The sequence below is a fragment of the Borrelia hispanica CRI genome, assembly GCF_000500065.1.
GTDB lineage: Bacteria > Spirochaetota > Spirochaetia > Borreliales > Borreliaceae > Borrelia > Borrelia hispanica.
Map to the genome: position 1 here is coordinate 126815 of NZ_AYOU01000163.1, position 25707 is coordinate 152521.

The following is a 25707-nucleotide window of genomic DNA, read 5'->3' on the forward strand; positions in this document are numbered from 1 at the left end:
TTTTATTTTCTGAATAAATTTTGCATTTATAAATTTTTGTTTTACATTTAAAAAAATGTGCACTTAAAAGTTATTTTGTATAAGGAGAGGATCGGTTATGTCTAAAAGTTTATCTTTTGTTTTGCTTTTTGTTTTACTGTTTATATCTTGTTTTTTGTCAAAAAAGAATTTTGATAAAAATATTGATGGTCAGCTTGTTATTGGAATTGTGGCTTCGGGTAGTTTTGATGATGAGGGTTATTTTCAAAATTCTCTTGATGGTGTTGTTGATGTAAAAAATGAATTTGGAACTCAGATTATTCCAAAAGTTATAACACCTTATCCTTCTAAAGAAAAAATGTTTATGTCTGCTAGTGAATTGTTAGCGGAAGATGTTTACGAAATACAAAAAAAGGGGGCTAATTTTGTTTGGTTTATTGGTGCTTCTTTTTCAGATTCTGTTATAAGATTTGCTAATGAGAATTTAAATGTTTTGTATGGAATTATCGATCCTTTGCGTTATGAAAATATTTTAATTCCTCAAAATTTTTTAGCTATTAATTTTAGAGCAGAGGAAGGTGCATTTTTAGCTGGATATTTAGCTTCTAAGATGAGTAAAAGTAATAGAATTGGATTTGTGACAGGTGTTAATATGGATTATATTGAGAGATTTATGATTGGATTTAGAGCAGGAGCATTTTATGCAAATCCTAGAACAAGAGTAATTGTAAAGAGGATGTTGGATGAAGTTGATCAAGTTGCTGGTAAATTGTTTGCTGAACATATGTATGTTGAGGATGGTGTTGACATTATTCTTCCTGTCATGGGGCCTGCTTCACTTGGTATGTTTAAAGCTGCCAAAGAACTTGGAGTTGGACATTATATTATTGGAGTTAATAAAGATCAATCATATCTTGCACCTGGTCATGTTATTACTTCTATAATAAAGGATGTTGGGAAAGCAATACATGATTATTCATTAAATTTGATAAAAAATCATAAATTTTCTGGTGGTCAAGTTGTTGATTTAGGACTTGAAGACAATGTTTTAGATATTGTTAAAGATCCTGATATTATTGATAGTGGGCTTATTGATATTCTTATGGAAATTCAAACTAAGATAATTAAAAAGGAATTAATTGTTCCTTCTACTGAACATGAATTTGATTTATTTAAGGCAAGGTTATAGACTTTAATTATGTTAGAGATTGTATTGGATTAGTTTAAAGAGGAGATATATGTGATTAATTTATTGTTAGTTTTATGTTTGTTGTATTTTTCGTGTTTTACTTCTGAAGTTGATGATGAGCCTGTTAAAGTTGGTGTTTTGGTAGATGGATTTTTTGATGATGAGTCTTTTAATAAGAGTGCTTTGAATGGTATTAAAAAGGTAGAGCAAGAATTTGGATTAGAAGTAGCTATAAAGGAATCTAGTCCAAATTCTTATTTGTCTGATTTAAATTCATTGAAAGCAGATGGTTCTAATTTTATTTGGTTGATTGGGTATAGGTTTAGTGATGTGGCTCTTAAAATTGCTTTGAAAAATCCAGAAATCAAATATGTAGTTATTGATTTTATATATGATTCTGACTTAAGCATTCCTAAAAATTTGTCAGCCATAACTTTTAGAGTAGAGGAAGTAGCATTTTTAGTAGGTTATATTGCTGCTAGTATTTCCAAAACAGGTAAGATTGGGTTTTTAGGCGGAATGAATGATGACTTTATCAACATATTTAGGTATGGATATGAAGCTGGTGCTATTTATGCTAATCAAAATATTAATATTGATAATAGATATGTTGGAAGTTTTGTTAATTCTGAGAGGGGAGAGATATTGGCAAATGAGATGTATGCGGGTGGTATAGACATTATTTATCATGCTTCAGGTTTATCTGGACTTGGAGTTATTGAGGCTGCAAAAAAATTTGGGGATGAATATTATGTTATTGGTGTTGATCAAGATCAGTCTCATCTATTACCTGAACATATTATTACATCTTCAATTAAGGATATTGGAAGAATCTTAAGTATTGTTATTTCTAATTATTTGAAAACAAGAGCTTTTGAAGGAGGTCAATTATTAAATTATGGGTTAAAAGAGGGTTTGCTATATTTTGTTAAAAATCCTAAAAAAATTTCTTTTAATCTTGAAAAGGAATTAGATGATATTTCTTCAAAGATAATTAATGGTAAAATTATTGTTCCAAATAATAAGGATGCTTATAATAGGTTTCTTAGAATATTTTTTTAATTACTATTAATTTTTATTAATGATTAAAGAATTTATTTACATATTTTTTGTATAATCCATTTAATTTTGATACGTATTTTAACGATTAATTTTTTTATCTTAGGTGTATCAATTTGTTTTTTTGCAATTATAATTTAACTTATAACTTGTTTTATTAGATATTGCTTAACTTTTATTTATGTTTAATATCCAAAATTTTTGGTTTTAAATCTCATTTTATTATTATTATAATGTATAATAAATAGGAGTCGATTGATATATGTTTTTCAGAGGTTTGAGCATTGAATAAGAATGTGTTTCCCAAAATTTATTATTATGATCAGGATTTTATTGATATTTATAATAAGAGTCTCTCTTGGATTCGAGATAAAATTATTTTTTCCCAATCTTTAGAGAAAGGTAAAAAGGATAAGAATTATTATTCTGAAAATTTTGAATTTATAGATCAATTGCAAGCTTGTCTTTCAAGCTTTTTTCTTGTTTACAGTAATGGAGAGTATTCTCCCACATCTACTATTGATAAATTTTATGAACTTCAAGAATCATCTGGTGCAATTAGATCACGTTATGATCATAATAATAATGTTATTCACTTAGAAGGAAATGATGATGGTATTGGGTTACCAATTTTTGCTTGGGTTGAATATAATTTGTATCATAAAACAGGCAATAAAAAGCGTATTTGTGATGTTTTACCAGTTCTTGATAAGTATTATAAGTGGATAGAAAAAAAGTTTTTAAAATCAAATGGTCTTTATTCGATTGATATGAATAAAATTTTTTATAAAAATTCTCCTAGAAAAAATGTCCATTATCCTATAGATTTTAATTCGTTTCAGGTGCATAGTGCATATTGTATTGCCAAGTTAGCGGATATATTAAATGATAAAAATTTATCCTTAGAATATAAGAAAAGATTTTTTTCTCTTAAGGCTAAGATCAATTCGTTGATGTGGGATGAAGTGGATGGTTTTTATTATGATCTTGATGTTAATGAAAAGATTATTAAACTTAAGACTATAGTGGGATTTTTACCTCTTTTATCTGAAATTCCAAGTGAAGATAGAATTGAAAGAATGGTTTTATATTTAAAGAGTCATGAACACTTTGGCACACCAAATCCTTTTCCTACTCTTTCAGCTAATGATCCTAATTTTAATTTGGATGGAAATGGATATTATGGTTCTGTTTATACCTATATGAATTTTTTTGTCATTAAGGGCCTTGAATATTGTAGACGTGCAAATATAGCAAGAGAATTTACCATAAGACATTTGTATTATATTTTAGATACTTTGTTGCCAGATGGTAAAATTAAAGGACATGTTTGGGAGGCTTATAAACCAATGAAAGAGGGCCCAGCATATTTGGATGTTGCAAAGAAAACTCTTCCAGAAAAAGATGTTATTTGTTATCTTGCACTCTTTAGCATTAGTCTTATGATAGAGAATATCATTGGACTTACAATTAGTTTACCAGATAAGACGGTTTATTGGAATATTCCTGCCCTTGAGATTATGGGAATAGAGAGTTTATCACTTAAGAAAAATCAAACCACAATTATATGTAATAAGGGAAAGAGAGGGTGGGAGATTAAGATGGAATCTGAAAAGCTTTACTACTTTACAATAAACATATTAAACAAAAAAGAAAAGACCTTGCCTATACCTTCAGGTAGATGTTCTATGCTTTTAGATAAGCTTTAATTAATAAGGGTTAGCTAAACATTTATTTTAAATTAAAATCTTGGAGATATTGATATGATAGATGTTGTATTTTTAAAAACCTTGCTTAAAGAAAAAAAATATTCTGATATAAAGGAAGAGCTTTTAAAATACGATGCTTTTGATATTAGTGAAGCTTTAAAGAAGGTTAATGGTTCTGATTTGATTTTGATTTATAGGTTTCTTCCCAAAAAGGTTGCTGTTGAAGCATTTTCTAATTTTGATCAAGTTACAAAAAATAAATTGGCCAATTCTTTTACAAATAAAGAAATAAGAGAGATGGTAGATGAGTTAAATCTTGATGATGTTATTGATCTCTTAGAAGAAGTTCCTGCAAATGTTGTGCAAAGGTTTTTAGCAAGTTCTACTGAAGAGAATAGGGAGATAATTAATAAATTTTTGTCTTACAGTGATGATTCTGCTGGTTCAATTGTAACAATAGAGTATATTGAACTTAAAGAGTATTTTCATGTCAGAGAAGCTCTTGATTATATTAGAAAGGTTGCAAAGACCAAAGAAGATATTTATACCTACTATATTACAGATGAAGAGAAACGATTAAAAGGTGTTGTTAAGATTGAAGATTTAATGTTGTCTAGTGATGATGTTGTTATTTCTACTATAATGAAAAATAGTGGATTTTATATTGTAAAAGTTGGAGATGGAAAAGAAGATGTTGCTCTTCTTTTCCAAAATCATGATATTTCGAGTGTACCTGTTGTTGATAATGAGGGGCGGATGATAGGAGTCATTATTATTGATGATATCCTTGAAGTAATTCAGAATCTAAATACCGAAGATTTTCAGATAATGGCCGCAGTTACACCTTTGGGTAAATCTTATCTTGATACTTCTATTTTTGATATGACAAAAAATAGAATAATTTGGCTTTTGGTTCTTATGATATCTTCTACTTTAACGGCCACTATAATTACTAATTATCAAAATTTAGTTTTATCTTTAGTTATTCTAACCAGTTTTATTCCACTCTTAATGGATACTTCTGGTAATGCTGGTTCTCAGGCATCTGCATTAATTATTCGTGAACTTGCTCTTGGAACTCTTAAGGTAAGGGATTTTTTTAAAGTGTTATTTAAGGAAATATGTGTAAGTATTTTAGTTGGTTTAATTTTAGCTAGTGTTAATTTTTTACGAATTGTATTTTTTGTAATTCCTGCACATGATGAAAAATTTAAAATAGCGTTTGTTGTTTCTGCATGTTTGATGATAGGGTTGATGGTAGCAAAAATATTGGGAGGTCTTTTGCCTATTATGGCTAAGCTTGTAAAGATAGATCCGGCTTTGATGGCTGGACCTTTAATTACGACTATTGCTGATGTTGTGACTTTAATTGCTTATTTTAATATAGCAAAATTAGTGTTGTCAAATTATTTTTAATAGGTATGCTTTATAGGCATTGAGATAGAGTTGATTTGGAGGAAATTTTGAGTGATTGTATTTTTTGTAAAATAGTTAAAAATGAAATGTCATGTTATAAGGTTTATGAGGATAATTTAATACTTGCTTTCCTTGATATTAATCCTTTAAATATTGGACATACTCTTGTTATTCCCAAACAACATAGTAATGATATTTTAGATGTGAGTGATGAACTTGATGGACAAATATTGGGAGTGTGTAAAAAAATAGCTTTATCTTTAAAAAAATTAGACTTTAATATTTGTCAGGGAGTTAATATTTATAGTGCGATTGGTTCTGAGGCAGGACAAGTTATCTTTCACACTCATTTTCATGTCATTCCACGATTTCAAGGTGATAATTTAGGTTTTAAGAGAAATAGTAGTATTGAACTCTCAGGAGATGAATATTTAGACTTATCTATAAAAATAAGTAAAAATATTTGAGATTTTTTAAAAATTGATGATTAAAGTGAGATTTTAACTGATAATTGGTATTAAATTTATTGTGTATTGCATTTATATATTTAAGGTATGTTAAGGGTAAATTAGGTTTTCCTTTTTTATATTTTCTAGTGTTTCTAAATACTTATTAGATTCATATTTTGCCATATTTAGATTATGATCTTGGTAATTACCACATTCTTTTTCAGTTGCACCTATAACATTTCCTTGAAAATTGGTGATTTCATTAAAAAGCCAAGATATTAAGTCAATTAGATCCTTGCTTTCATAATTACCAAGAAGTATTAGATAAAAACCTGTTCTGCAACCCATTGGTCCAAAATATATTATTTTATCTCCCCAAACTTTATTGTTTCTAAGTAGCGTTGCTCCTATATGTTCAATTGTATGCATTTCTGCATTGTTAATTACAGGTTCTTTGTTGGGGGTCTTCATTCTAATATCTACAGTAGTTAGTGTTAAATTTTCAAATGTATCTTTTCTTGAAATATATATGCCAGGTTGTAATTTTGTGTGGTCAATTGTAAAACTTGATATTTTATTCATATTTGAAACTCCTTTTTTATTGTGTCTACGAAATCTAATTTTTCCCATTCTAATTCGTTTTTTCCAAAATGTCCGTATGTACATGTTTGAGAATATATAGGTTCTCTTAATTTTAATTTTTTAATTATTCCATTAGGAGTTAGATCAAAGTTATTTATTATAAAATTCAATATTTTTTTTTCATATTCATTATCATTAATTCCTGTGGTTATTTTAATAGATATTGGTTTGGGAATGCCAATAGCATAAGCAATTTGCATTTCAAATTCTCGAGAAATACCTGCTGCTACCATATTTTTAGAAATGTATCTTGCCATATAAGCTGCTGATCTGTCAACTTTGGTAGCATCTTTGCCACTATAAGCGCCACCACCATGTCTTGCAAATCCTCCATAGCTGTCAGCAATAATTTTTCTTCCTGTAAGGCCGGTATCACCAGTAGGTCCACCTATGACGAAATTGCCCGAAGGGTTAATATAATATTCTATATTATTGTCGAACATTGATCTGCTATTTAAAACGGGTTTTATAATTTTTTCGATAATTGTTTGTTTTAAAAAGTCATAAGGGATATCAGGATCATGTTGATGGGACAGGACAATATTGCTGACTTTAATTGGATTTTTATAAGAATCATATTCAATGGTTACTTGGGATTTAGCATCAGGACGCAACCACTTAATTTCACCTGATTTTCTAAGTTTACTAGCTTCTTTTAAAATTAAATTAGATAATTCGTATGCTATGGGTAAGAAATTTTCAGTCTCATTGCATGCATAACCAAAAATTATTCCTTGATCCCCTGCTCCTATATCTTTTGTATCTTTTTTTTCAACTGCATTTGTAATGTCGATTGATTGAAAACCAATAACATCAATTATTGTTGCCGATTTGTAATCAAGTCCATATTCTATATTTGTGTATCCAATATTTTTTATTGTTTGTTTTGCAATTTCTTTGATATCTATATCTTTTTTTGCTTTACTATTTATTTCTCCTGCTATTACTATTAAATTTTGTGATACTAAAGTTTCACATGCTACTTTTGCCATTTTGTCTTTTTTAAGTATTTCATCAAGTATGGCATCAGAAATTTGATCCGCAATTTTATCGGGATGTCCTTCAGATACGGACTCAGATGTTGCTGTTAAATTATTGTTGTTCATATTATCACCTTAAGTATTATATAGACTTAATTAGTTCCCTTACCATTTTAGCTGAATTTTTTGATGCATCTTGTAAAAATTTATTAAAATCTATGTGGTTATTTTTGTTATTTGGAAAGTCAGATATTGAACGAGTGACTATAAACGGTATATTGAATGTGTATGCTACTTGGGCAATTGCTGCACTTTCCATTTCTACAGCCAAAGCATCTTTAAAGTCATTTTTAATTTTTTCTATCTGTTTTTCATCTTCAATAAATTGATCACCTGTAAGTATTAGGCCAATATGAACATTAATATTTTGGAATTTGTCTTTGATAATACTAACGACTTTGTTTAGTAGAGTTTTATCTGATTCGAATTTTTGTGGAAATCCTGGTACTTGTCCTATTTGATGATCAAATTGCGTTAAGTTGAAATCATGAAATGCTGTTTGTGATGATATGATGATGTCTGATATTTTAATGTTTGAAGATTCTTGAAGTCCTCCAGCAGTTCCTGAGTTGATTATATGGGTAATTTTATATTTTGCTATAATATAACTATTCCACATGGCTGCATTTACTTTTCCAATACCAGTAGTTAAAGATATGATCTTATGTCCCTCAATTTCTCCTTTATAAATTTTTTTTTCACCTAGGTAATTGTCTACTTTGATTTCTTCTTTATTTTCAATAATTTGATGTATTTCTCTTGCTTCTTCGTCCATTGCAGATGTTATTAAAATCATATTTTGCTCCTTTTATATTTCTTGTAAACCATACTTTTTTAAAATAAGGTTTATCTCATCTTGTCTTAGTATTTTTTTTATGCCTGTTTCTGTTTTGGGTATGGATTTAATGTAACTTTGATTGTCATTAGGAGGTATAATTTTGCCATCTTTTATTATGTACTTTATATACGGAACATTAATATTGATTTCGTTGATTTTTATTATTTTAGCAATTGAATTGTCATTAAGTTCAACTATAAAGTCTAGGGGACATTGAGATAGAACTTTAATTATTAGTTTTAAAACTCTTTTGTCAAATTTTTTATCAGCATCTTGTATTAATTCGATAAGAGATGCTCCCGAACTTGAGGCTCCTTTATATATCTTATCTAAAAGAATTGCACTATATGCGCTAGCAGCACCTATTATATTAGCCTCAATGTTAATTTGTTCACTTTTAAGTTTGTTGGGGTATCCTGATCCATCTAAGTTTTCTTTATGTGTAAGTATTGCTAGACAAATAGATCGTGAAAAATTAGTGGTTGATATTATTTTGTGTCCAAGTACAGGATATTTTTTGATTACTTCAAATTCTTTGTCAGTTAATTTTTCTTTCTTTTCACTTATACTTAAAGGTATAAATAAAAAACCTATTTTATGAAGAAGAGCTGTTGTGCAAAGTTCAACAGTTTTATGATTATTTAGATTCATTTCATTGCCAAGAGCCACAGTCAATATTGAAGTATTTATTGAGTGAACAACGTGATAATCAGATAGGAGTTTAGGTATTTTTATGTATTTTATAAATGTTTGTTGGTTTTTTTTATAAAATTCCATGACTTTTTTTACAATGGGAATGACATCTTGGTAATAAATTTTTTTATTTTTTTTGCAGGTTTCGTATACTTCTTCTAAATTGCTTATTAGTATGTGATAATTTGCAATAGATTCTTTATCATACTCTTCATTAATTTTAATATATTTTTTTGTTTCTCGTATTAATGCTTCATTAAAGAAATTTCTTTCTATTTGTATTGCGTTTTTAAGCCCCCATTTTTCAATGAGCTCGGTGTTTATAGGTTGCAATAGTGAATCTTTGGGCCATATTAAAAAATCTTTTTCTATCACATATGAAAAATTTTTGATTTCTTTTGCTAAATTATCAAAGCTTTGCATTTGTCTCCTTAAGCTTCAAGCATTAATAATAAACATGCAACAATGCATTGTTTATTAATTTTTCTATCTATTTAGTATAATGATACTATATGTGTACTTAATTTTAAAATAGAACTTTATTATAAGAGATTTTTTGATGGTTGACAGAATACTTTTTATTTTTAATATTTTGTTTTTTTGTTTTTTTTTATATTTTATTTATTTTTTAGAAATTTTCAACTTTTCAAGTTTTTTATATTTTATTATTTTTTATCGATATTTCATTTTGTATTTTATTGTATTTGTCTTTGCTTTTAATATTCTATATTCTAAATTTTTATATTCAAGATTATATTTTATATTAAATGGTATAGAGAATACTTATACTTTTTTAAGACTTAAAATAATTCGCAAAACACTTAAAAGTGTATTTGATATTTCTATTCTTTTGAAAATGACTTTAATCAAACAGGATAAAAAAGCATTTGATGATATTTATCTTTATTTAAAAGATACTAAAATGAGTAATAAGACAATAATAGAACTTTATGCTATCTGTGTTAGTTTTAGAGAACAAGAAAAAGCTTGTAGTTTGATTATGAATCATGTAGAGAATCGTAATAAATGGGTAAGATATTGTGTGTCACTTCATGCTATTGTTGATGAAGATTATGAAAAATTGAATAATGAGATAAATTTTTTAAAAAAATTCTTTTTAAAAGGAGATCTTATTTTTACAATTTATTTTTATTATCTTTTAAAAAAATCAAAACTGAAACGTCATTTGGTTGAAGAGAAACGACTTGAAATTAGGAATAGATATTTGAAATGTAAAGATAGACTTAATATTAAACATACAAAATTACTTGGTTCAAATTTATTTTTTATAGTGTTTTATTACATTTATGATATTTCAAAAAAGGACATTTTTTATTGAAAGAGGTTGTGTTTTGAATATAAGAGTTAGATATGCTCCTTCTCCAACTGGTTTGCAACATATTGGAGGAATTAGGACAGCTTTATTTAATTATTTTTTTGCCAAATCCTTTAATGGGAAATTTTTACTTAGAATTGAAGATACAGATCAGACTAGATATTATAAGGAAGCAGAAGAAGATTTGTATCAAAGTTTAGCATGGCTTGGTATTGATTTTGATGAAGGGCCTACTTGTGGAGGTTCTTATGCTCCTTATATTCAATCGCAAAGAACAGAGATATATCAAAAATATGCTAGAGAGTTGATTGAATTGGGAAATGCTTATTATTGTTATTGTTCACCTGATAGATTAGAGAGAATTAGAAAGATTCAAACTATTAACAAGATGGCACCAGGTTATGATAGACATTGCAGGAACTTGAGCAAAGATGAAATTAAAGATGCTTTAAGTTTAGGAATTAGTCCTGTTGTTAGATTTAAAATTCCTTTTGATGGTGAGACTTCTTTTAATGATATTTTGCTTGGCAAAATTACATGGGCCAATAAGGATATTAGTCCTGATCCTGTAATTTTAAAATCTGATGGATTCCCAACATATCATCTTGCAAATGTTGTTGATGATCATTTAATGGAGATTTCACATGTATTGAGAGCCCAGGAATGGATTTCTTCAGGACCTTTGCATGTGCTTCTTTATAATGCTTTTGGATGGAATCCTCCTATTTATTGTCATCTTCCAATGGTGATGGGAAGTGATGGACAAAAATTAAGTAAGAGGCACGGTGCTACAGCTTTAAAACAATTTATTGATGATGGATATCTTCCTGAGGCTATTATTAATTATGTTACTTTGCTTGGTTGGTCTTATGATGGTAAGAGTGAGTTTTTTACGAAAAATGAACTTCAAAAATTGTTTTCCATTGATAAAATCAGTAAATCACCAGCTGTTTTTGATTATAACAAATTAGATTTTTTTAATAGTCATTACATTAGGACAAAAGAAGATCATGAATTGGTCGAACTCTTATTTCCTTTCTTGCAAAAGGCAGGTTATATTAAAAAGGATAGTAATTCTTGTGACAAAGAAAAATTATTACTGTTAATTCCGTTAATAAAGCCGAGGATTAGAAAACTTGGTGATGCTGTTGGCATGCTTAGGTTTTTTTATACAAATATTGAAACTTGGAATTTAGATGAATTTTTGGGGAAGAAAAAGACAGTAAGTGATATTTATTCATTGTTAGAAAAAATTAAACCAGTATTAGAAGGATTTGAAACAAGGATATTGTCCGAGAATGAACAAATTTTTTATAATTTTGCTAGGGAAAATAATCTAAAAATAGGAGAGGTTTTGCTTCCAATTAGAATCGCAGTTCTTGGAAGTAAGGTATCACCACCTCTTTTTGATTCTTTGCAATTACTTGGTAAAGTTAAGGTCTTTGATAGAATAAATAAAGCTCAGGACTTTTTAAAAAAGTATGAATTATAGATTAAATTTTTAGGATGTTTGATATGGCTAAAATAGAAGATATTATTTCACTTGCTAAGAGGAGAGGTTTTGTATTTCAATCCTCAGAAGTTTATGGAGGTTTGTCAGGTGTATGGGATTATGGGCCTTTAGGTGTTGAGATTAAGAAGAACATACAAGAAGAGTGGTGGAAAAATATGGTTTACTTTCATGAAAATGTTGTGGGATTAGATAGTGCTATTTTAATGAGACCTGAAGTTTGGAAAGCTTCTGGGCATGTTGATAGTTTTTTGGAATTATTAGTTGATTGTAAAAATTGTAAAAATAGATTTAGGACAGATTTTATTGATTTATCTAAGGGATGTCCTAATTGTGGTTCTATAGGAACTTTTACAACTCCTAGAAGTTTCAATTTGATGTTTAAGACTAATATTGGGGCTGTTGAGGATAGTTCTAGTGAGATTTATTTAAGACCAGAAACTGCGCAGGGTATTTTTGTTAATTTTCGTAATGTGTTGGACACTACAAGGCTTAAGGTTCCATTTGGAATAGCACAAGTTGGTAAGGCGTTTAGGAATGAGATAATAGCAAAGAATTTTATATTTAGAGTGTGTGAGTTTGAACAAATGGAAATGCAGTTTTTTGTACATCCGAGTCAGATGGATGATTGGTATTGTTATTGGCAGCAAAAACGAATGAATTTTTTTGTTGAAACTCTTGGAATAAAAGCTGATAATCTTAGATTTCAAAAACACAAAGATGATGAGCTTGCTCATTATGCAAAGGCTGCAGTTGATATTGAATATCAGTTTCCATTTGGTTTTCAAGAAATTGAGGGAATTCATAATAGAGGTAATTATGATTTAAATCAGCATGCTAAATTTTGTGGTAAACCTAAGTTGTTTGAATATCATGATTTGATAACAGGTGATAAATATATTCCTTATGTAATTGAAACTTCTCTTGGACTTACAAGAAGTGTACTAATGACTCTTTGTGATGCTTATGCTTGTGAGGAACTTGAGGGAGGGGATAAACGAATAGTTTTACATTTACATCCTAAGATTGCTCCTTATAAGGTTGCAATACTTCCTCTTGTAAAAAAAGATGGATTACCTGAACTTGCTAGAAAAGTGTTTATGCAATTTAGCGATGATTTTTATATGTTTTATGATGAGAATGGTACAATAGGTAAGCGTTATAGACGTCAAGATGAGATTGGTACACCTTATTGTGTAACAATAGATTATGATACGATTGAAAATGGGACGATAACTTTAAGAGATAGGGATACTATGACTCAAACAAGAATTTCTATTGATGATTTGTATTCATATGTTAAAACGGAAATTCTAAATTACAAGGGAGTTTAAATAAATGAATTTAGCCCTAAAGGTTTTAAATAAGAGAGGGTTTTTAAAGCAGTGTACTAATTTGGAAGAGTTAAGTACATTGATGGATAGAGAGAAAATAGTTTTTTATGTTGGGGTTGATGCTACTTCTGCTTCTTTGCATATTGGACATTTGATTCCTTTTATGGTAATGATTCATCTTCAAAAACAGGGTCATGTTCCAATTATTTTAATTGGTGGTGGGACTACAAAAATAGGAGATCCTTCTGGTAAGGATTCAATGCGTAAGATTTTGTCAAAAGAAGATATAGATGAGAATGTTAAGACAATAAGTTCTCAATTGCTTAAAATAATAGATCTTAGTGGTGGTGGGTATATTCTTAATAATGCCGAATGGCTTGATGGCATTAATTATATTGAATTTTTAAGGGAAGTTGGTATTTACTTTTCTGTTAATCGTATGTTAAGTTTTGAAACTTATAAGAGAAGATTAAAAGATGGTCTTTCATTTATTGAATTTAATTATCAGCTTTTACAGTCATATGATTTTTATATGTTAAGTCGTATGAAAAATTGTAAACTTCAAATTGGTGGTGATGATCAGTGGGGGAATATTGTCTCAGGTGTTGATTTGGTTAATAGAAAATCGGGAAGCAAAGTGTTTGGGCTTACATTGCCGCTTATTACAAGAAGTGATGGTAAGAAAATGGGTAAGTCAGAAACAGGAGCTGTTTATCTTGATTCAAAGCTTTATAGTGTTTATGATTTTTATCAGTATTTTAGAAACATTCCAGATTTAGATGTTAAAAAATTTTTATATTTATTTACTTTTTTAGAAGATGAAGAGATTGAACGTATTGCAAGTGTTAAAGGACAATTGTTAAATAATGCAAAAGAGATTTTGGCATTTGAGATAACAAAAATTGTTCATGGTAAAGATGAGGCTTTAAAAGCATCCTCAGCAGCTCAAGCAGCATTTAAAGGAGGTGAAGGGAGATCTGATATTCCTTTTTTTAAATTGGCATTGACTAATTTAGAGGAGAGTATTTTATTAGTTGACTTGATGGTTTTGGCAAAGGTTGTAACGAGTAAGTCAGAGGCTAGGCGACTTATTGATTCTGGTGGAGTTTATATAGATAAAGTAAGGGTAGGAGATCAAAATTATTGCCTTTGTAAGGACAATTTTATCAATGGTGAGATTGAACTTAAAATAGGCAAAAAAAAGATTTTGAGAATTATTTTATAATTGGTGTTTCATGTATAACAGAAGAGCTTTAAATCATTTGTTTTTTAAATCGTTTCTGTTTTTTGTGGAACGTAAGCATCTTTTTTTTACCGAAGAACATATCTTTTATAGTTTAATTAGTGATGATGAAATTAGAGAGTTGCTTAGTTTATGTGCACTTGATTTTTATAGTTTTAATAAAATTTTAGAAGAGTTTTTTACAAAACTTCCTATAAGAAATGCTGATTTTTATGATCATTTTTTCAAAATGAATGATTTATATCAAGAAATAATCGATACGATTTTTTATTATAAAAAACCTTATATATTACAAGAGAAAGATTTGTTATGGGTATTAATTAGGAAAAGAAAAAATACAATTTTAGATGCTTTATTAAAATCGGGTTTTAGTTTAGATATATTTGATAAAATAATGGAGATTTATGACTATTTAGGTTCAAATTTGGATTTAGGTTTTCTTGAAAATGAAAAATTGCTTACAAATGATCTTTTTAATAAAGGGATAGATAAATATGGAGGTTTAAATATTTTTGAGGAAGATTATTTTAAATTAGAACAAGATGATGATTCATTGGATGAGAACAATTTAGTTGATGATTTCTTAGTTAATGTTATTGATAATTTGGATCCAAATTTAGATACAAATCCTTTGATTGGTCGTAAAAAAGAATTATATACATTAATTCAAATAATGCTTCGTAAACATAAAAGTAATCCAATTGTATTTGGAGAGCCTGGGGTTGGAAAGACAATATTGCTTCAAGGACTTGCTTATATGATAAGAGAAGGTCAGGTGCCTCAGGAATTGATTGATTGTGAAGTTTATTCTCTTGATATTGGAAGACTTATATCTGGAACTAGGTATAGGGGAGATCTTGAAGATCGAGTTAACAAACTCTTAGATTTTTTGCATTTTAAAAAAAAGGTAATTCTTTTTATAGATGAAATTCATATGATAGTTGGAGCTGGTGCTACATCTTTTAGTAATATAGATGTTTCAAATTTATTAAAACCTATATTGACTTTGGGTAAAATAAAGTTTATTGGGGCTACTACCAAAAATGAATATAAAAAATTTTTTTTGAAAGACAAAGCTTTACTAAGAAGATTTCATGGCGTAGAACTTAAAGAACCAAGTTTAGAGGATACTTATCATATTTTGAAAGGGGCTAAGGAACAATATGAAAAACATCATCATGTTGAGTATACAGATGAGGCTATATGGATTGCAATTACTATGTCTAAATACATAAAAGATAGAGCTTTACCCGATAAAGCTTTTGATCTATTAGATGGTCTTGGCTCTAAATTTAAACTTGAGGGTAATAAAAAGGTTATAACAGGTGATGATGTTAGAGATTTTGTCAAGTATATGGTTGGAACCAATATTTTTAATTTTGATGATTATGATCAAGATTTACTAATGAATTTGGAACATAAGATAAGATCAAGTATGATAATTGATGAGGATATTTTATCTGAATTGCTTTTGCATATTAAACTTTTAAGAATTAAATTTTTCTTTAAAAATAGTACCCTTGGTATTTTCATTTTAATTGGATCTTCTGATGTAGATAAAAATAAACTTGCGTGTGTTTTATCAGAAGAACTTAATATGCCTAAACTTACTTTGGGAATGAGTGAATATTGTGATTTTGATGGTATTAATCGCTTGATAGGACCAGTATATGGTTCTGAATCTTATGATGAACCCACTAAATTCTTTAGATTTTTAAATAAGTCTTTAAGTTCAATTATTGTTTTGTCAGATTTTGATAAGTCTTCTAAGAGGGTTATAGATTTTTTTTTTGAAGGATTTAATACAGGTAGACTTTTTGATAGTTTTGGTAGAAGTGTAAGTTTGGCAGGTAGCATTATAATCATGGATATTAATATAGAATATAGAGAACTTGATAGTATTGGATTTAAAAATGAAACTGTTGATATCAGAAGTTTATTAGAAAAACGTTTTTCTAATAAACTTCTAGACTTAGTAGATCATGTTTTTTTCTTTAAACCTTTAAGTGAAAGTGATTTTACAAGGGTGATTATTGAAGAGGTGAATAATTTTGTTAAAATACTAAAAAATGAAAAAATCGATCTTTTTTTTGAAGAGGCTGTTATTGGTTATTTTCAAAAACAAATTTATGAGAATGGGCTTGGAATTAGGGGTGTGCGTAAAATTGTGATTAAAGAAATTGGAAGTTTATTGATTGATGATTTGATTTTGAAAAAATTTAAAGAAAATGATAAGATTAGGATTTTTCTAGACGAGACGATTAAGTATGAGTTATTATAATTTCATGGTTATAAGGAGGTATATATGAAAATATCTATCGTAGGAGCAGGGGCTTGGGGTACTGCTGTTGCTAAAGTTTTGGCTGATAAGTTTAAGGATACTGTTTTAATATGGTCTTTTGAGGAAGATGTTAGAGAGAGTATTAATAATAGTCATGAGAATACTAAGTATTTAAAAGGCATTAAATTGCCAGATAATTTGGTTGCAAGTTCTGATTTACTTGATGTTGTAAGTAAATCAGATTATGTTTTTGTTGTAACACCTTCTCTTTATACTTTGAATGTTTTAAATAAATTGAAAAGTATGCTTACTACTAAGAAGTTTAATCTGGCAATACTAACAAAAGGTTTTATAACAATTGATGATAAACCTTGTACTATTGTAGAAGTTGCAGAAGGTGTTTTAAGAGAATATAAGGATGAAATTACTTATATTGCAGGACCAAGTCATGCTGAGGAAGTTGGACTTGGAATTATTACGGGACTTGTTGCTGCTAGTAAGAATAAAGCCAATGCTTTTGAATTTATTAATTTATTTAGTGGTACTTCTATTTCTATGTTTTATAGTTATGATATTCTTGGTGTTCAGGTGGCATCAGCTTTAAAAAATATATTTGCCATTGCCTTTGGGATTTTGGATGAATGTAAAATTAAAGATCCAAATTTGATAGGTAATAATACAGAGTCTTTTTTATTTTCTGTTTCTTTAAATGACATGAAAAATATTGCATTTAAGCTTGGAACTTGCAATGAGGAAACATTTTTGTTTCTAGCTGGTTCTGGAGATTTAGATGTTACGTGTAGGAGTATTTTTGGCAGAAATAGAAGATTTGGTCGTGAAATCGTTGGCAAAAATATTTTGGAGGGATTTAGAGATATAGATGATCTAATAAGTAACATTAATACAATTGGTTATTTGCCTGAAGGATTGATTGCTGCTAGGGAAGTTGCTTTGCTTTTTAAATTTTTAGGTATTAGTTCAGATTATCAAAACTTGGCAATGATAGTATATAAGATTTTAAATAAAGAATTAAAACCAGAGTCAGTTATTGATTATATAAAAAATTTTAAATTTTAAGACCCAAATAGTTGGGTCTATTATTTTTTTTTATTCATCATATATATTATGTTAGTGTAAACATCATCAATTATTGCAAAATTCATTACAATTTCTGTAACTTCGTTTGACTTAATTGCTCCTATGATATTTTTATTTTTTGTTAAATTTTCTCTCTTAACTAAAGAATTACTGTCAACTAATATTTTTATTCTAGTTAAATCTTTAACTACTTGTTTTATATTTGTAATTCCCCCAAAGCATTCTAAAATATGTTCTGATGTTTCTATTGTTTCTTTATTCATTTTGTCATCCTTTAAAGAATGCTTTATAAGCCATATAAGAAGTATATATGTCAAATTTAGAGGTTATTTCAAATGGTGAATGCATGCTAATAACTCCAGGTCCCATATCTATTGTTCTAATGCCATAGTGTGCTAAAAATTTTGCGACAGTTCCTCCTCCACCTTCTTCTACTTTTCCAAGTGTTGCTACTTGCCAAGCTATATTGTTTTTATCTAATAAATTTCTAATATAAGATACAAGTTCAGCATCAGCATCGCTGGCCATAATTTTACCCCCATGACCTGTGTATTTCATTATAGGTATTCCATATCCTAGCTTTGGTGCGTTTTGTTCATCATGTACTTTAAATAGAGGGTTTATTGCTCCGCAAACATCTGCAGATATGCTTTTTGAGTTCCATAATGTTTTGTGTACAATAAGGTTATTATATTCTTCTTGTTTAAGTTTAAATATTATATCTGATACGAAATATTCAAGATATCTTGATTGCAAACCAGTTGAGCCAGTTGAGCCAATCTCTTCTTTATCTACTAAAAAACATATAGCGGTTTTATTTGGTGTTTCTTCTAAATTTAGGATAGCTTCTAGTGATGTATAAGCACAAACTCTATCGTCTTGTCCATAAGCTCCAATGAGTGCTCTGTCAATTCCTACATCTTTTGCTTCTCCTGCTGGTACTATTTCTATTTCTGCTGAAACAAAGTCTTCTTCTGATATATTGTATTTTTCTTTTAATAATGTAAGAGTAGCAAATTTTACTTTTTCTTTGTCTCTAGACTCAATAGGTAGACTTCCAATTATGATTCTTAAATTTTCTCCTTCAATAATATCATCAGCTTTCTTGTCTCTTTGAACTTTTCTGTCAAGGTGTGGTAATATGTCGGGAATTACAAATACAGGATCATCATTATTGTCACCAATGCTAATTTCTACTTGTTCTCCATTTTGTAAAAATATTATTCCTCTTATTGATAGGGGAGTAGATAGCCATTGATATTTTTTGATGCCACCATAATAATTTGTTTTCATCATTGTAAATTCATTTTCTTGAATAATTGGTAATGGTTTAGCATCAAGTCTTGGCGAATCTGTGTGTGAGACAATAAAATGCATTCCATTTTCAATAGGTTCTTTTCCTATAAATACAAGAGCTATGTTTTTGTTGCGAGATGTGTAGAAAATTTTGTCTCCAGCTTTAAGTTCTTTTTTTTGGCAAGCGCTGATGAAGCCTTTTTCTTTTGCTTTTTGTATGGCATAGTTGGTAGCTTCTCGTTCGGTTTTTACTGTACTTAAGAATTTCTTGTATTTTTGAGCAAACTCTAATATATTGTTTTTCTTTTCTTCGTTTAATGACAGCCAAGGATTTTGTTTAGTCATAAAATTCCTCCTCTTAATTACTTATTATAACATTCTAGCATTTGTAATTTGTTATGTATTAATTATTTTGTCAGCCTAATAATGTTTGTGATGTAACTTGAAATCTTTTAATGCATAAAAATTTATGTATTTTTATATTGGTTCTGGTTTATGCCATAAAAATCCTTGACCATAATCTATTCCTATTTCACTAATCTTTTTAAAAATTTCTTCATTAGATACGAATTCAGCGATAATTTTTATTTGTTTTGTATCAGCAATTTCTTTTATTGATTTTATTATTACAAGATCTATTTGACTAGAATTTATTACTTGAATAAAAGAGCCATCTATTTTGATTATGTCTATTGGTAAAATTTTGATGTATGAAAGAGATGTATATCCACTTCCAAAATCATCAAGTGCAAGTTTAATTCCAAAAGTTTTAAGTTCATTGAAATATGTATTGATTAATTCGAAATTTTCTACAATTCCAGTTTCTGTTATTTCTAGGCATATATTTTGAAGTGGAACATGACTTTGAAGAAGGGTTTCTTTTAAAAAGATTCTGAAGTTTTTGGATTTGAGTGAGTATGGTGAAATATTGATTGAGAAGATATGAACACCATTTTTTGTTACAAAGTTTGTATATTCTCTTAATGCTTTAGTAACTACTAATTTATCTACTTCTACAGTTAAATTATATTTATCTATTAAACTAAAGACATGATTATTTGGAATTGGTGTTCCTGTGTAATCAAAAAGTCTTGTTAATATTTCAATTTTAGGTTTTAAATCTTTTTTGAGAGGGGTGATTTTTTGGTAGTATAGACTAAAGAAATCATTTTTTATTGCTTTTATTATGTATTCAAATATTTTATTTTGATTTTTAATAATTATTGTTTCTGGTAATTCATCTTTATATAAAGTAGGCATAGAATCTTTGTATTCATCAGATATTTTTGTTGCTATTTTTAATTTTGAAATTTTTGTTTCTATATCTTCTTTTAAGTTTACTTCTATTATGCCTATATTAAATTTAAGTATTATGAGACCTTCTTTTTTAAGTTCTCTAGAGATAGTTTTTTTTATTTCTTCTGCAATTGAAATTACTCTTTGTTCTCCTCCACTTGTGGATATAATAACTATTAGATTATTGTCTTTTAATCTAAATATATATTCTGAATAGAATGACATTATTCTAGTAGTAATTTTTTTAAGTATTTTTATGTCTAAGTGATCCCTGTTGCCTTTATATTCATATTCTGTGTTTATGTGTAAATCTAAATCAAATAGATATGTTTTTTTAGAAGAATAATCAATTTGGTTTATCAATAACTTTTCAAGTCCTTTAATATTATATAAGTCAGTTTCTTGATCGATTATTTCGAAGTGTGGAATATTTTGTTTAGATTTTAAATCAGATACATCTTTTATTGTAATTAATTTATCAATGTTATTTTGAGCAATTGTACTTATAAATAGATCGACAGTTAATTTTTTGTTATTTTTTACCTTTAAAAGACAATCAGTTATCAGTATATTTTTAAACTCAGGGATATCATTTATGTTATAATTTAGATCTATTTTAGTTTCTTTTTCAAAATCTATGATATCGATATCACTTATTTTGTTTGTTTTACCTTTAATCTTGATTGGTAGTTCAAGTTCTTTACTGCCTTTCTCATTGATATAAATGATGTCATTCTCAGTGTTTGTGATAATGACTATTTCGTGAATAAGCTCAGATAAGTTTAAGAAAAAATCAAGATTGGCATTTTTATTATCATAATAAAATTTTTTCTGTTGTATTAGTTTATTTTTTTCACTCAGTTCTTCTATGTTTTGTAATATTTCTATGTAATTTGGTCTATAAATCGATTCATCTATATATTCATTGTTTATGATAATTGAATGAACGTTATTAATACTTTTTAAGTCATTTGCTATATTGATTGAAAAATCTATTGGTCTTTTATGATTATAAATAACGGCAAATTTAATATTGCTTTGTTTGATATATGCACTTGAGACATTTTTTCTAGATTCTATTATTTGAGATATTGTAAAAATAGATTTTATTTTTGCAATATCTTTATCACTAACAGCTTTTTCAGATATTATAATTGCATTTGGATTTTTATTCCTCATCTTACTTAAATAAATTTATCTTATTTTTTATATAAATCTATATTTTTGTTTATTTATTTAGTTTTTCTGAGCTTGTTTTTTAGTCCATATAAGCCAGATTATTCCTGCTAATATTAAAATTGACGAGAATATTTGGCCCATTGATATATTTAAAAATGAAAAGTCCAATATGCTCTCAGGTTTTCTGTAGGTTATGATAAATCCTATTTCTTTATCAGGCTCTCTTAAGTATTCAATTAAAAATCTAAATATTCCATAAAGTATTATGTATACACCAAAGATAAAGCCATCATATTTTTTTATTTTTCTAAATATGAACCATAATAATAAAAAGATTACAGGTCCTTCAAATAATCCTTCTATGAGTTGGGATGGGATTCTTGGTAAATTAATAAATAAATCATGAGGTAATATTTCAAGTCCAACCGATTCTGCGAATTCTTTGACCCCATTTTGGCTTATTTTGAAAGGTTCTGCATTTGGAAAGATTACACCACCTTTCATTGGTCTTCCATAAAGTTCTGCATTTGCAAAATTAGCAAGTCTTCCAAGTATATATCCTGAAGAGAAAGCTATTGATCCGTAATCTGTTATTTTTTTAAAATATTTTTTTACATTCGTGTTTTTAAGTTTTGTGTTTATCATTATTAACGGCGCAATAATAACTCCAAAAAATCCTCCGTGTATTGCCATTCCTCTAAAGCCTGTAAAATTCCAGTTTTGGTCAAATGGTAAAAAAATCATCCATGGGTGTGTGTAATAAATACCACTTTTATCATAAATTAAAGTAGATGCTAACCTTCCTCCAATGATTGCGCCCATGACGATGGAAAACATTAATTGCTCATAATCATTTTTGTCTATATCAAGTTTTTCAGTCCTGATTTGATACCAGATAAATTTATAAGAAATTATTATAATGATAATATAAGATAAACTATACCATGTAATTGGAATTCCTTTAATTATTTCAGGATGCAACCAACTAGGATAATTTATATAATTTGGCATTTCTGTCTCCTTAGTCTTTTTTTAATTTTGTAAATAATTTTTTTTTAAACATTGTATTTTGTTTTCTAAGTGTTGCAATTTCTTTTTGTTGAGATTTGATTATATCAATTATTGCATTATTGTCTATTGTTTTATTTATCAATAATGATTCAAGATATGCGTACTTTTCTAAATATTCATCTTGTGCTTCTTTTATTACAAAATAGTAGCTTTCATTTAAGTCATCTTCATTTAAAAGCTCTACATCGTTTATTACATTTTCAAGTTCAATTAATCTTTTAGCTATTTTCTTCATGCTTTTAGAAATTAAGCTTGTTGGTTTATAAATAGTTATTGGTATTTTGTGATTTAATGCTTTATCAACAAGTTCATCTTTATAAATTGAGCCTATACTTTGTAAATTTATATTTAAATAATTTGTTGCCGACTTTAGTATTTTTTCAATTTTAATAATATCCTCAGGTTTATTTAACATGTTAAATATAATGAAGGGACTAAATTGTGCGAATATTTGCATGAACTTTGCATAATTTTCAGGGTCATGTTCCTCTATTTTAAGTAGCAGATTGGGTATGTATATTGTTTGTAAATCTGTAGAATCTTTTCTTATATTAGATACTATTTTGTATGCTTTTGTTTCTTTTGTAAATATTTTTGATATTAGTCTAAAGATTGCGTTTTTTAAGAATAAATAGGCATTCATTGTTGCTGTTACTGTTGGAATTGTTACTATTATTCCTCTATTTGACATTAGAAAAAAATCTATTGTATTAAATGCTGTTCCAGCTCCAAGATCAATTATTAGATAATCGTAGTTTAGATTTTTTAAATTTTTTATTATCTTTTTCTTTTGAAAGAGAGCTATATTTGCAAGTTCTGGGATATCTGAGTCTCCTGCGATAAAATTTAAATTTTTTATGCCTGATTCAAGGATGATATCTTGAAAGGGAATTTGCGTTTTTAGAAATGTTCCGATGCTTTTTTTGGGTATAATATTAAGCATAGAGTGTAAATTGGAACCACCCAGGTCAAGATCTACAAGCAATACTTTTTTCCCTTCATTTGCAAGACAAATTGCAATATTTGTTGAAAAAAGAGATTTACCAACTCCTCCTTTTCCACTAGCTATAGGAATGATAATCAACCGTTACTCCGTTATTTTGTCCTTGAATTTAATTAGAATCAAAATCACTAAGTTAAATATAGCGTAAGTGATTATTATTATTTCTAAAAAAGTAAATAGCCATGGCTGATATGTTTTGAATAACTCAAGAGCTAATCCTAATGTAGCAAGCAAAATGCTCATTATTATTTGCAGGCTTTTAGTCATATTAATTAAATTGCTTAGAATTTTAAATTGATCGTAGAATATATAGTGTATTGTTAATATTGCTACACATAGTTCTGGTGAAAATATAATAAATGCTATTAAAAATTTTATAGAAAAATTGTTTATAAATATTGTATTGCTGGTAAGTGTATATAGTGCTAATAAAATTAATGTGCTTGCAATCGTTTGCATTGCGATAATGAGAGTCATGATTATTCTTTTTGTTTTTAAGCTATTTATCTTTAACATAATTTTAAAATATTATATTATGAAGATAAAATCAAGTTTTATTTGTGTAGGAATTTTTCAATGAAAAAGAAATTTTTGGTATTTTTATACGTTGTATTAGCTTTAGTTATCAGTTCTTCAGTTATTGTAGAGTCTATTTTTGCTCAAGCAAATTCTTCTAAGAGCAAATTGTCTTCGTCAAGCTATGGTCAGATGATGATGGAAGCTTTTAATTTTATTAAAAAAAATTATGTTGAACCTATTGATGATGAGGCTGTTTTTGAAGGGGCTTTACAGGGTATGTTTAAGGCATTAAATGATCCTTATTCTCAGTATTTGACAAAAAAAGATTTAGTAGAGATTTCAAAAACCACTGAGGGAAATTATGTGGGAATTGGGGTTGTTATTGCAAAAAAGGAGCTTTCTAAGAAATCTCACGATACTACTTCTGATATTCCTTATATAATGATTATTAATGCTTTTGAAGAAGGACCTGCTTATAGAGCTGGTGTTCGCTCTGGTGATTATATTAAAGCTATTGATGGTAATAGTACTGATTCAATGACAATAGAGCAAGTTAGCGAGCTTTTAAAGGGAAAAGCGGGTACAAAAGTTAAAATTTCTATTTTGAGAAATAAAAATTTAGAACTTGAATATGAGCTTGTTAGAGAAAAAATAGATATAGAGACAATTAAATATAGTGTTATTAATAATGATGTTGGATATATTAGGATATTAAGTTTTAATCCAAGTACTAATATTTACTTTAAAAAAGCTTTTGAAAAACTTAAATTGCAAAATATTAAATCTTTGATTTTAGATTTAAGGCTTAATCTTGGAGGTTATCTTACCGATGCAATAGAAATTGCAAATGATATTTTGGCTGAAGGACTCATTGTATCAACAAAGGCAAGAGATTTTAAAATACCTTTAGAATATGTCACAAGGGAGTATAGAGCTGATTCTTCACATATAGTACCTTTAGATATGCCAATTGTTGCTTTGATTGATAAATATTCAGCATCAGCTTCAGAAGTTTTAGTTGGAGCTTTAAGAGATAATCAGAGAGTTTATGTTATTGGTGAAAAGTCTTATGGAAAAGGAGTAATTCAGCGTATAGTTCCTTTCCATACAGGAGGATTTAAGATTACACATTCAAAATATTATACCCCTTCTGGACAGAGTATTCATAATGTTGGTATTAAACCTGATTTGGAGATTAAGGAAAGGGAATTATCTGAAGTTGAATTTGGAGTTTATACCCGAATGCTTAATGAGGAGGCTATAGAAAAGTTTTTAAATAGCAAGATAAATAAAAAATCGATTTCTGAAGAAGAGGTAGATATTTTTGTAGATAAATTTCTTGAAACTTCTTATGTAAAGGCTGGTAAGGATATTAAGAATATAGATAAAAAAGCTTTGGGGCGTTATTTGTTTTTGCAGTTTTATCAAGATATACACCATAATCAGCCAATTTATAATTTATATTATGATGAGGTCTTAAAAACTGCTTATGAATATCTTTTAAAAAAAGGGACACAAAATTAATTT

Annotated in this window: 21 protein-coding genes; 12 read left to right on the plus strand and 9 right to left on the minus strand. The window is 28.0% G+C overall.

Features of this window, described 5'->3' with window-relative positions:
- The first annotated feature begins 97 nt into the window (after positions 1–97).
- From U880_RS0107550 to U880_RS0107570, 5 genes are all read left to right on the plus strand, one after another.
- Positions 98–1168: a BMP family ABC transporter substrate-binding protein gene (locus tag U880_RS0107550; RefSeq protein ID WP_024655428.1), complete on the plus strand. Its 1071-nt coding sequence runs from the start codon at positions 98–100 to the stop codon at positions 1166–1168.
- Between the two features lie 51 nt (positions 1169–1219).
- The gene (locus U880_RS0107555) at positions 1220–2230 is read left to right on the plus strand and encodes a BMP family ABC transporter substrate-binding protein (protein WP_084543235.1); all 1011 of its coding nucleotides are present in this window, start codon (positions 1220–1222) and stop codon (positions 2228–2230) included.
- A gap of 281 nt (positions 2231–2511) precedes the next feature.
- Positions 2512–3936 carry an MGH1-like glycoside hydrolase domain-containing protein gene (locus U880_RS0107560; RefSeq protein ID WP_024655430.1) on the plus strand — a complete coding sequence of 475 codons (1425 nt, stop codon included), beginning with the start codon at positions 2512–2514 and terminating at the stop codon, positions 3934–3936.
- A gap of 54 nt (positions 3937–3990) precedes the next feature.
- On the plus strand, positions 3991–5352 hold the full coding sequence (gene mgtE, locus U880_RS0107565) for a magnesium transporter (RefSeq protein WP_024655431.1): 1362 nt from the start codon (positions 3991–3993) through the stop codon (positions 5350–5352).
- Positions 5353–5399: 47 nt separating this feature from the next.
- Complete coding sequence (locus tag U880_RS0107570) at positions 5400–5819, plus strand: HIT family protein (RefSeq protein ID WP_024655432.1); 420 nt, start codon at positions 5400–5402, stop codon at positions 5817–5819.
- A 90-nt stretch (positions 5820–5909) separates the two neighbouring features.
- On the opposite strand, the gene U880_RS0107575 is transcribed toward U880_RS0107570, so the two are convergent.
- Genes U880_RS0107575 through U880_RS0107590 form a run of 4 tightly spaced genes read right to left on the minus strand, consistent with a single transcriptional unit; the run spans position 5910 to position 9437 of the window.
- Complete coding sequence (locus U880_RS0107575) at positions 5910–6383, minus strand: S-ribosylhomocysteine lyase (protein WP_024655433.1); 474 nt, start codon at positions 6381–6383, stop codon at positions 5910–5912.
- Positions 6380–7549, minus strand: a complete 1170-nt coding sequence (gene metK / locus U880_RS0107580; RefSeq protein WP_024655434.1) for a methionine adenosyltransferase — start codon at positions 7547–7549, stop codon at positions 6380–6382. The genes U880_RS0107575 and metK overlap by 4 nt, the downstream gene beginning before the upstream one ends.
- 16 nt (positions 7550–7565) lie before the next feature.
- A complete protein-coding gene (locus tag U880_RS0107585; RefSeq protein WP_024655435.1) occupies positions 7566–8279 on the minus strand; it encodes a 5'-methylthioadenosine/adenosylhomocysteine nucleosidase in 714 nt (237 codons plus the stop codon).
- 12 nt (positions 8280–8291) lie between these two features.
- Positions 8292–9437, minus strand: coding sequence for an HD-GYP domain-containing protein (locus tag U880_RS0107590; RefSeq protein WP_024655436.1), 1146 nt, complete (start codon positions 9435–9437; stop codon positions 8292–8294).
- Positions 9438–9573: 136 nt separating this feature from the next.
- Here U880_RS0107590 and U880_RS0107595 point away from each other — a divergent pair, with 136 nt between their 5' ends.
- The 6 genes from U880_RS0107595 to U880_RS0107620 are packed head-to-tail and all read left to right on the plus strand — an operon-like array spanning position 9574 to position 17795.
- Positions 9574–10353 (plus strand): hypothetical protein, encoded by a 780-nt coding sequence (locus tag U880_RS0107595; protein ID WP_024655437.1) that lies wholly within the window; start codon positions 9574–9576, stop codon positions 10351–10353.
- Complete coding sequence (gene gltX / locus U880_RS0107600) at positions 10322–11842, plus strand: glutamate--tRNA ligase (RefSeq protein ID WP_084543239.1); 1521 nt, start codon at positions 10322–10324, stop codon at positions 11840–11842. Before U880_RS0107595 ends, gltX begins: the two co-directional genes overlap by 32 nt.
- A gap of 23 nt (positions 11843–11865) precedes the next feature.
- Positions 11866–13194 carry a glycine--tRNA ligase gene (locus U880_RS0107605; RefSeq protein WP_024655439.1) on the plus strand — a complete coding sequence of 443 codons (1329 nt, stop codon included), beginning with the start codon at positions 11866–11868 and terminating at the stop codon, positions 13192–13194.
- Positions 13195–13198: 4 nt separating this feature from the next.
- Positions 13199–14419: a tyrosine--tRNA ligase gene (gene tyrS, locus U880_RS0107610; RefSeq protein WP_024655440.1), complete on the plus strand. Its 1221-nt coding sequence runs from the start codon at positions 13199–13201 to the stop codon at positions 14417–14419.
- 10 nt (positions 14420–14429) lie between these two features.
- Positions 14430–16718, plus strand: a complete 2289-nt coding sequence (locus U880_RS0107615; protein ID WP_024655441.1) for an AAA family ATPase — start codon at positions 14430–14432, stop codon at positions 16716–16718.
- Positions 16719–16742: 24 nt separating this feature from the next.
- Positions 16743–17795 (plus strand): NAD(P)H-dependent glycerol-3-phosphate dehydrogenase, encoded by a 1053-nt coding sequence (locus tag U880_RS0107620; protein WP_024655442.1) that lies wholly within the window; start codon positions 16743–16745, stop codon positions 17793–17795.
- 20 nt (positions 17796–17815) lie between these two features.
- On the opposite strand, the gene U880_RS0107625 is transcribed toward U880_RS0107620, so the two are convergent.
- The 5 genes from U880_RS0107625 to U880_RS0107645 all read right to left on the minus strand — a co-directional run bounded on the left by U880_RS0107625 (position 17816) and on the right by U880_RS0107645 (position 23742).
- Positions 17816–18079: a PTS transporter subunit EIIB gene (locus tag U880_RS0107625; RefSeq protein ID WP_024655443.1), complete on the minus strand. Its 264-nt coding sequence runs from the start codon at positions 18077–18079 to the stop codon at positions 17816–17818.
- 4 nt (positions 18080–18083) lie between these two features.
- Positions 18084–19457, minus strand: coding sequence for an aminopeptidase (locus U880_RS0107630; protein ID WP_024655444.1), 1374 nt, complete (start codon positions 19455–19457; stop codon positions 18084–18086).
- A gap of 132 nt (positions 19458–19589) precedes the next feature.
- Positions 19590–21587 (minus strand): EAL domain-containing protein, encoded by a 1998-nt coding sequence (locus U880_RS0107635; protein ID WP_024655445.1) that lies wholly within the window; start codon positions 21585–21587, stop codon positions 19590–19592.
- Positions 21588–21644: 57 nt separating this feature from the next.
- The gene (gene lgt / locus U880_RS0107640) at positions 21645–22598 is read right to left on the minus strand and encodes a prolipoprotein diacylglyceryl transferase (RefSeq protein ID WP_024655446.1); all 954 of its coding nucleotides are present in this window, start codon (positions 22596–22598) and stop codon (positions 21645–21647) included.
- A 10-nt stretch (positions 22599–22608) separates the two neighbouring features.
- The gene (locus U880_RS0107645) at positions 22609–23742 is read right to left on the minus strand and encodes a P-loop NTPase (RefSeq protein ID WP_024655447.1); all 1134 of its coding nucleotides are present in this window, start codon (positions 23740–23742) and stop codon (positions 22609–22611) included.
- A gap of 495 nt (positions 23743–24237) precedes the next feature.
- On the opposite strand from U880_RS0107645, the gene U880_RS0107655 reads away from it, so the two are divergent.
- Positions 24238–25704, plus strand: coding sequence for a S41 family peptidase (locus U880_RS0107655; protein WP_024655449.1), 1467 nt, complete (start codon positions 24238–24240; stop codon positions 25702–25704).
- Positions 25705–25707 lie beyond the last annotated feature (3 nt).

What these genes read in the sequence shown, in the direction of transcription:
- U880_RS0107550 (WP_024655428.1), top strand. Translation starts at nt 98, where the DNA reads ATGTCTAAAAGTTTATCTTTTGTTTTGCTTTTTGTTTTACTGTTTATA.
- mgtE (WP_024655431.1), top strand. Translation starts at nt 3,991, where the DNA reads ATGATAGATGTTGTATTTTTAAAAACCTTGCTTAAAGAAAAAAAATAT.
- U880_RS0107575 (WP_024655433.1), bottom strand. Translation starts at nt 6,383, where the DNA reads ATGAATAAAATATCAAGTTTTACAATTGACCACACAAAATTACAACCT.
- metK (WP_024655434.1), bottom strand. Translation starts at nt 7,549, where the DNA reads ATGAACAACAATAATTTAACAGCAACATCTGAGTCCGTATCTGAAGGA.
- U880_RS0107585 (WP_024655435.1), bottom strand. Translation starts at nt 8,279, where the DNA reads ATGATTTTAATAACATCTGCAATGGACGAAGAAGCAAGAGAAATACAT.
- U880_RS0107590 (WP_024655436.1), bottom strand. Translation starts at nt 9,437, where the DNA reads ATGCAAAGCTTTGATAATTTAGCAAAAGAAATCAAAAATTTTTCATAT.
- U880_RS0107595 (WP_024655437.1), top strand. Translation starts at nt 9,574, where the DNA reads ATGGTTGACAGAATACTTTTTATTTTTAATATTTTGTTTTTTTGTTTT.
- gltX (WP_084543239.1), top strand. Translation starts at nt 10,322, where the DNA reads ATGATATTTCAAAAAAGGACATTTTTTATTGAAAGAGGTTGTGTTTTG.
- U880_RS0107605 (WP_024655439.1), top strand. Translation starts at nt 11,866, where the DNA reads ATGGCTAAAATAGAAGATATTATTTCACTTGCTAAGAGGAGAGGTTTT.
- tyrS (WP_024655440.1), top strand. Translation starts at nt 13,199, where the DNA reads ATGAATTTAGCCCTAAAGGTTTTAAATAAGAGAGGGTTTTTAAAGCAG.
- U880_RS0107615 (WP_024655441.1), top strand. Translation starts at nt 14,430, where the DNA reads ATGTATAACAGAAGAGCTTTAAATCATTTGTTTTTTAAATCGTTTCTG.
- U880_RS0107620 (WP_024655442.1), top strand. Translation starts at nt 16,743, where the DNA reads ATGAAAATATCTATCGTAGGAGCAGGGGCTTGGGGTACTGCTGTTGCT.
- U880_RS0107625 (WP_024655443.1), bottom strand. Translation starts at nt 18,079, where the DNA reads ATGAATAAAGAAACAATAGAAACATCAGAACATATTTTAGAATGCTTT.
- U880_RS0107630 (WP_024655444.1), bottom strand. Translation starts at nt 19,457, where the DNA reads ATGACTAAACAAAATCCTTGGCTGTCATTAAACGAAGAAAAGAAAAAC.
- U880_RS0107635 (WP_024655445.1), bottom strand. Translation starts at nt 21,587, where the DNA reads ATGAGGAATAAAAATCCAAATGCAATTATAATATCTGAAAAAGCTGTT.
- lgt (WP_024655446.1), bottom strand. Translation starts at nt 22,598, where the DNA reads ATGCCAAATTATATAAATTATCCTAGTTGGTTGCATCCTGAAATAATT.
- U880_RS0107655 (WP_024655449.1), top strand. Translation starts at nt 24,238, where the DNA reads ATGAAAAAGAAATTTTTGGTATTTTTATACGTTGTATTAGCTTTAGTT.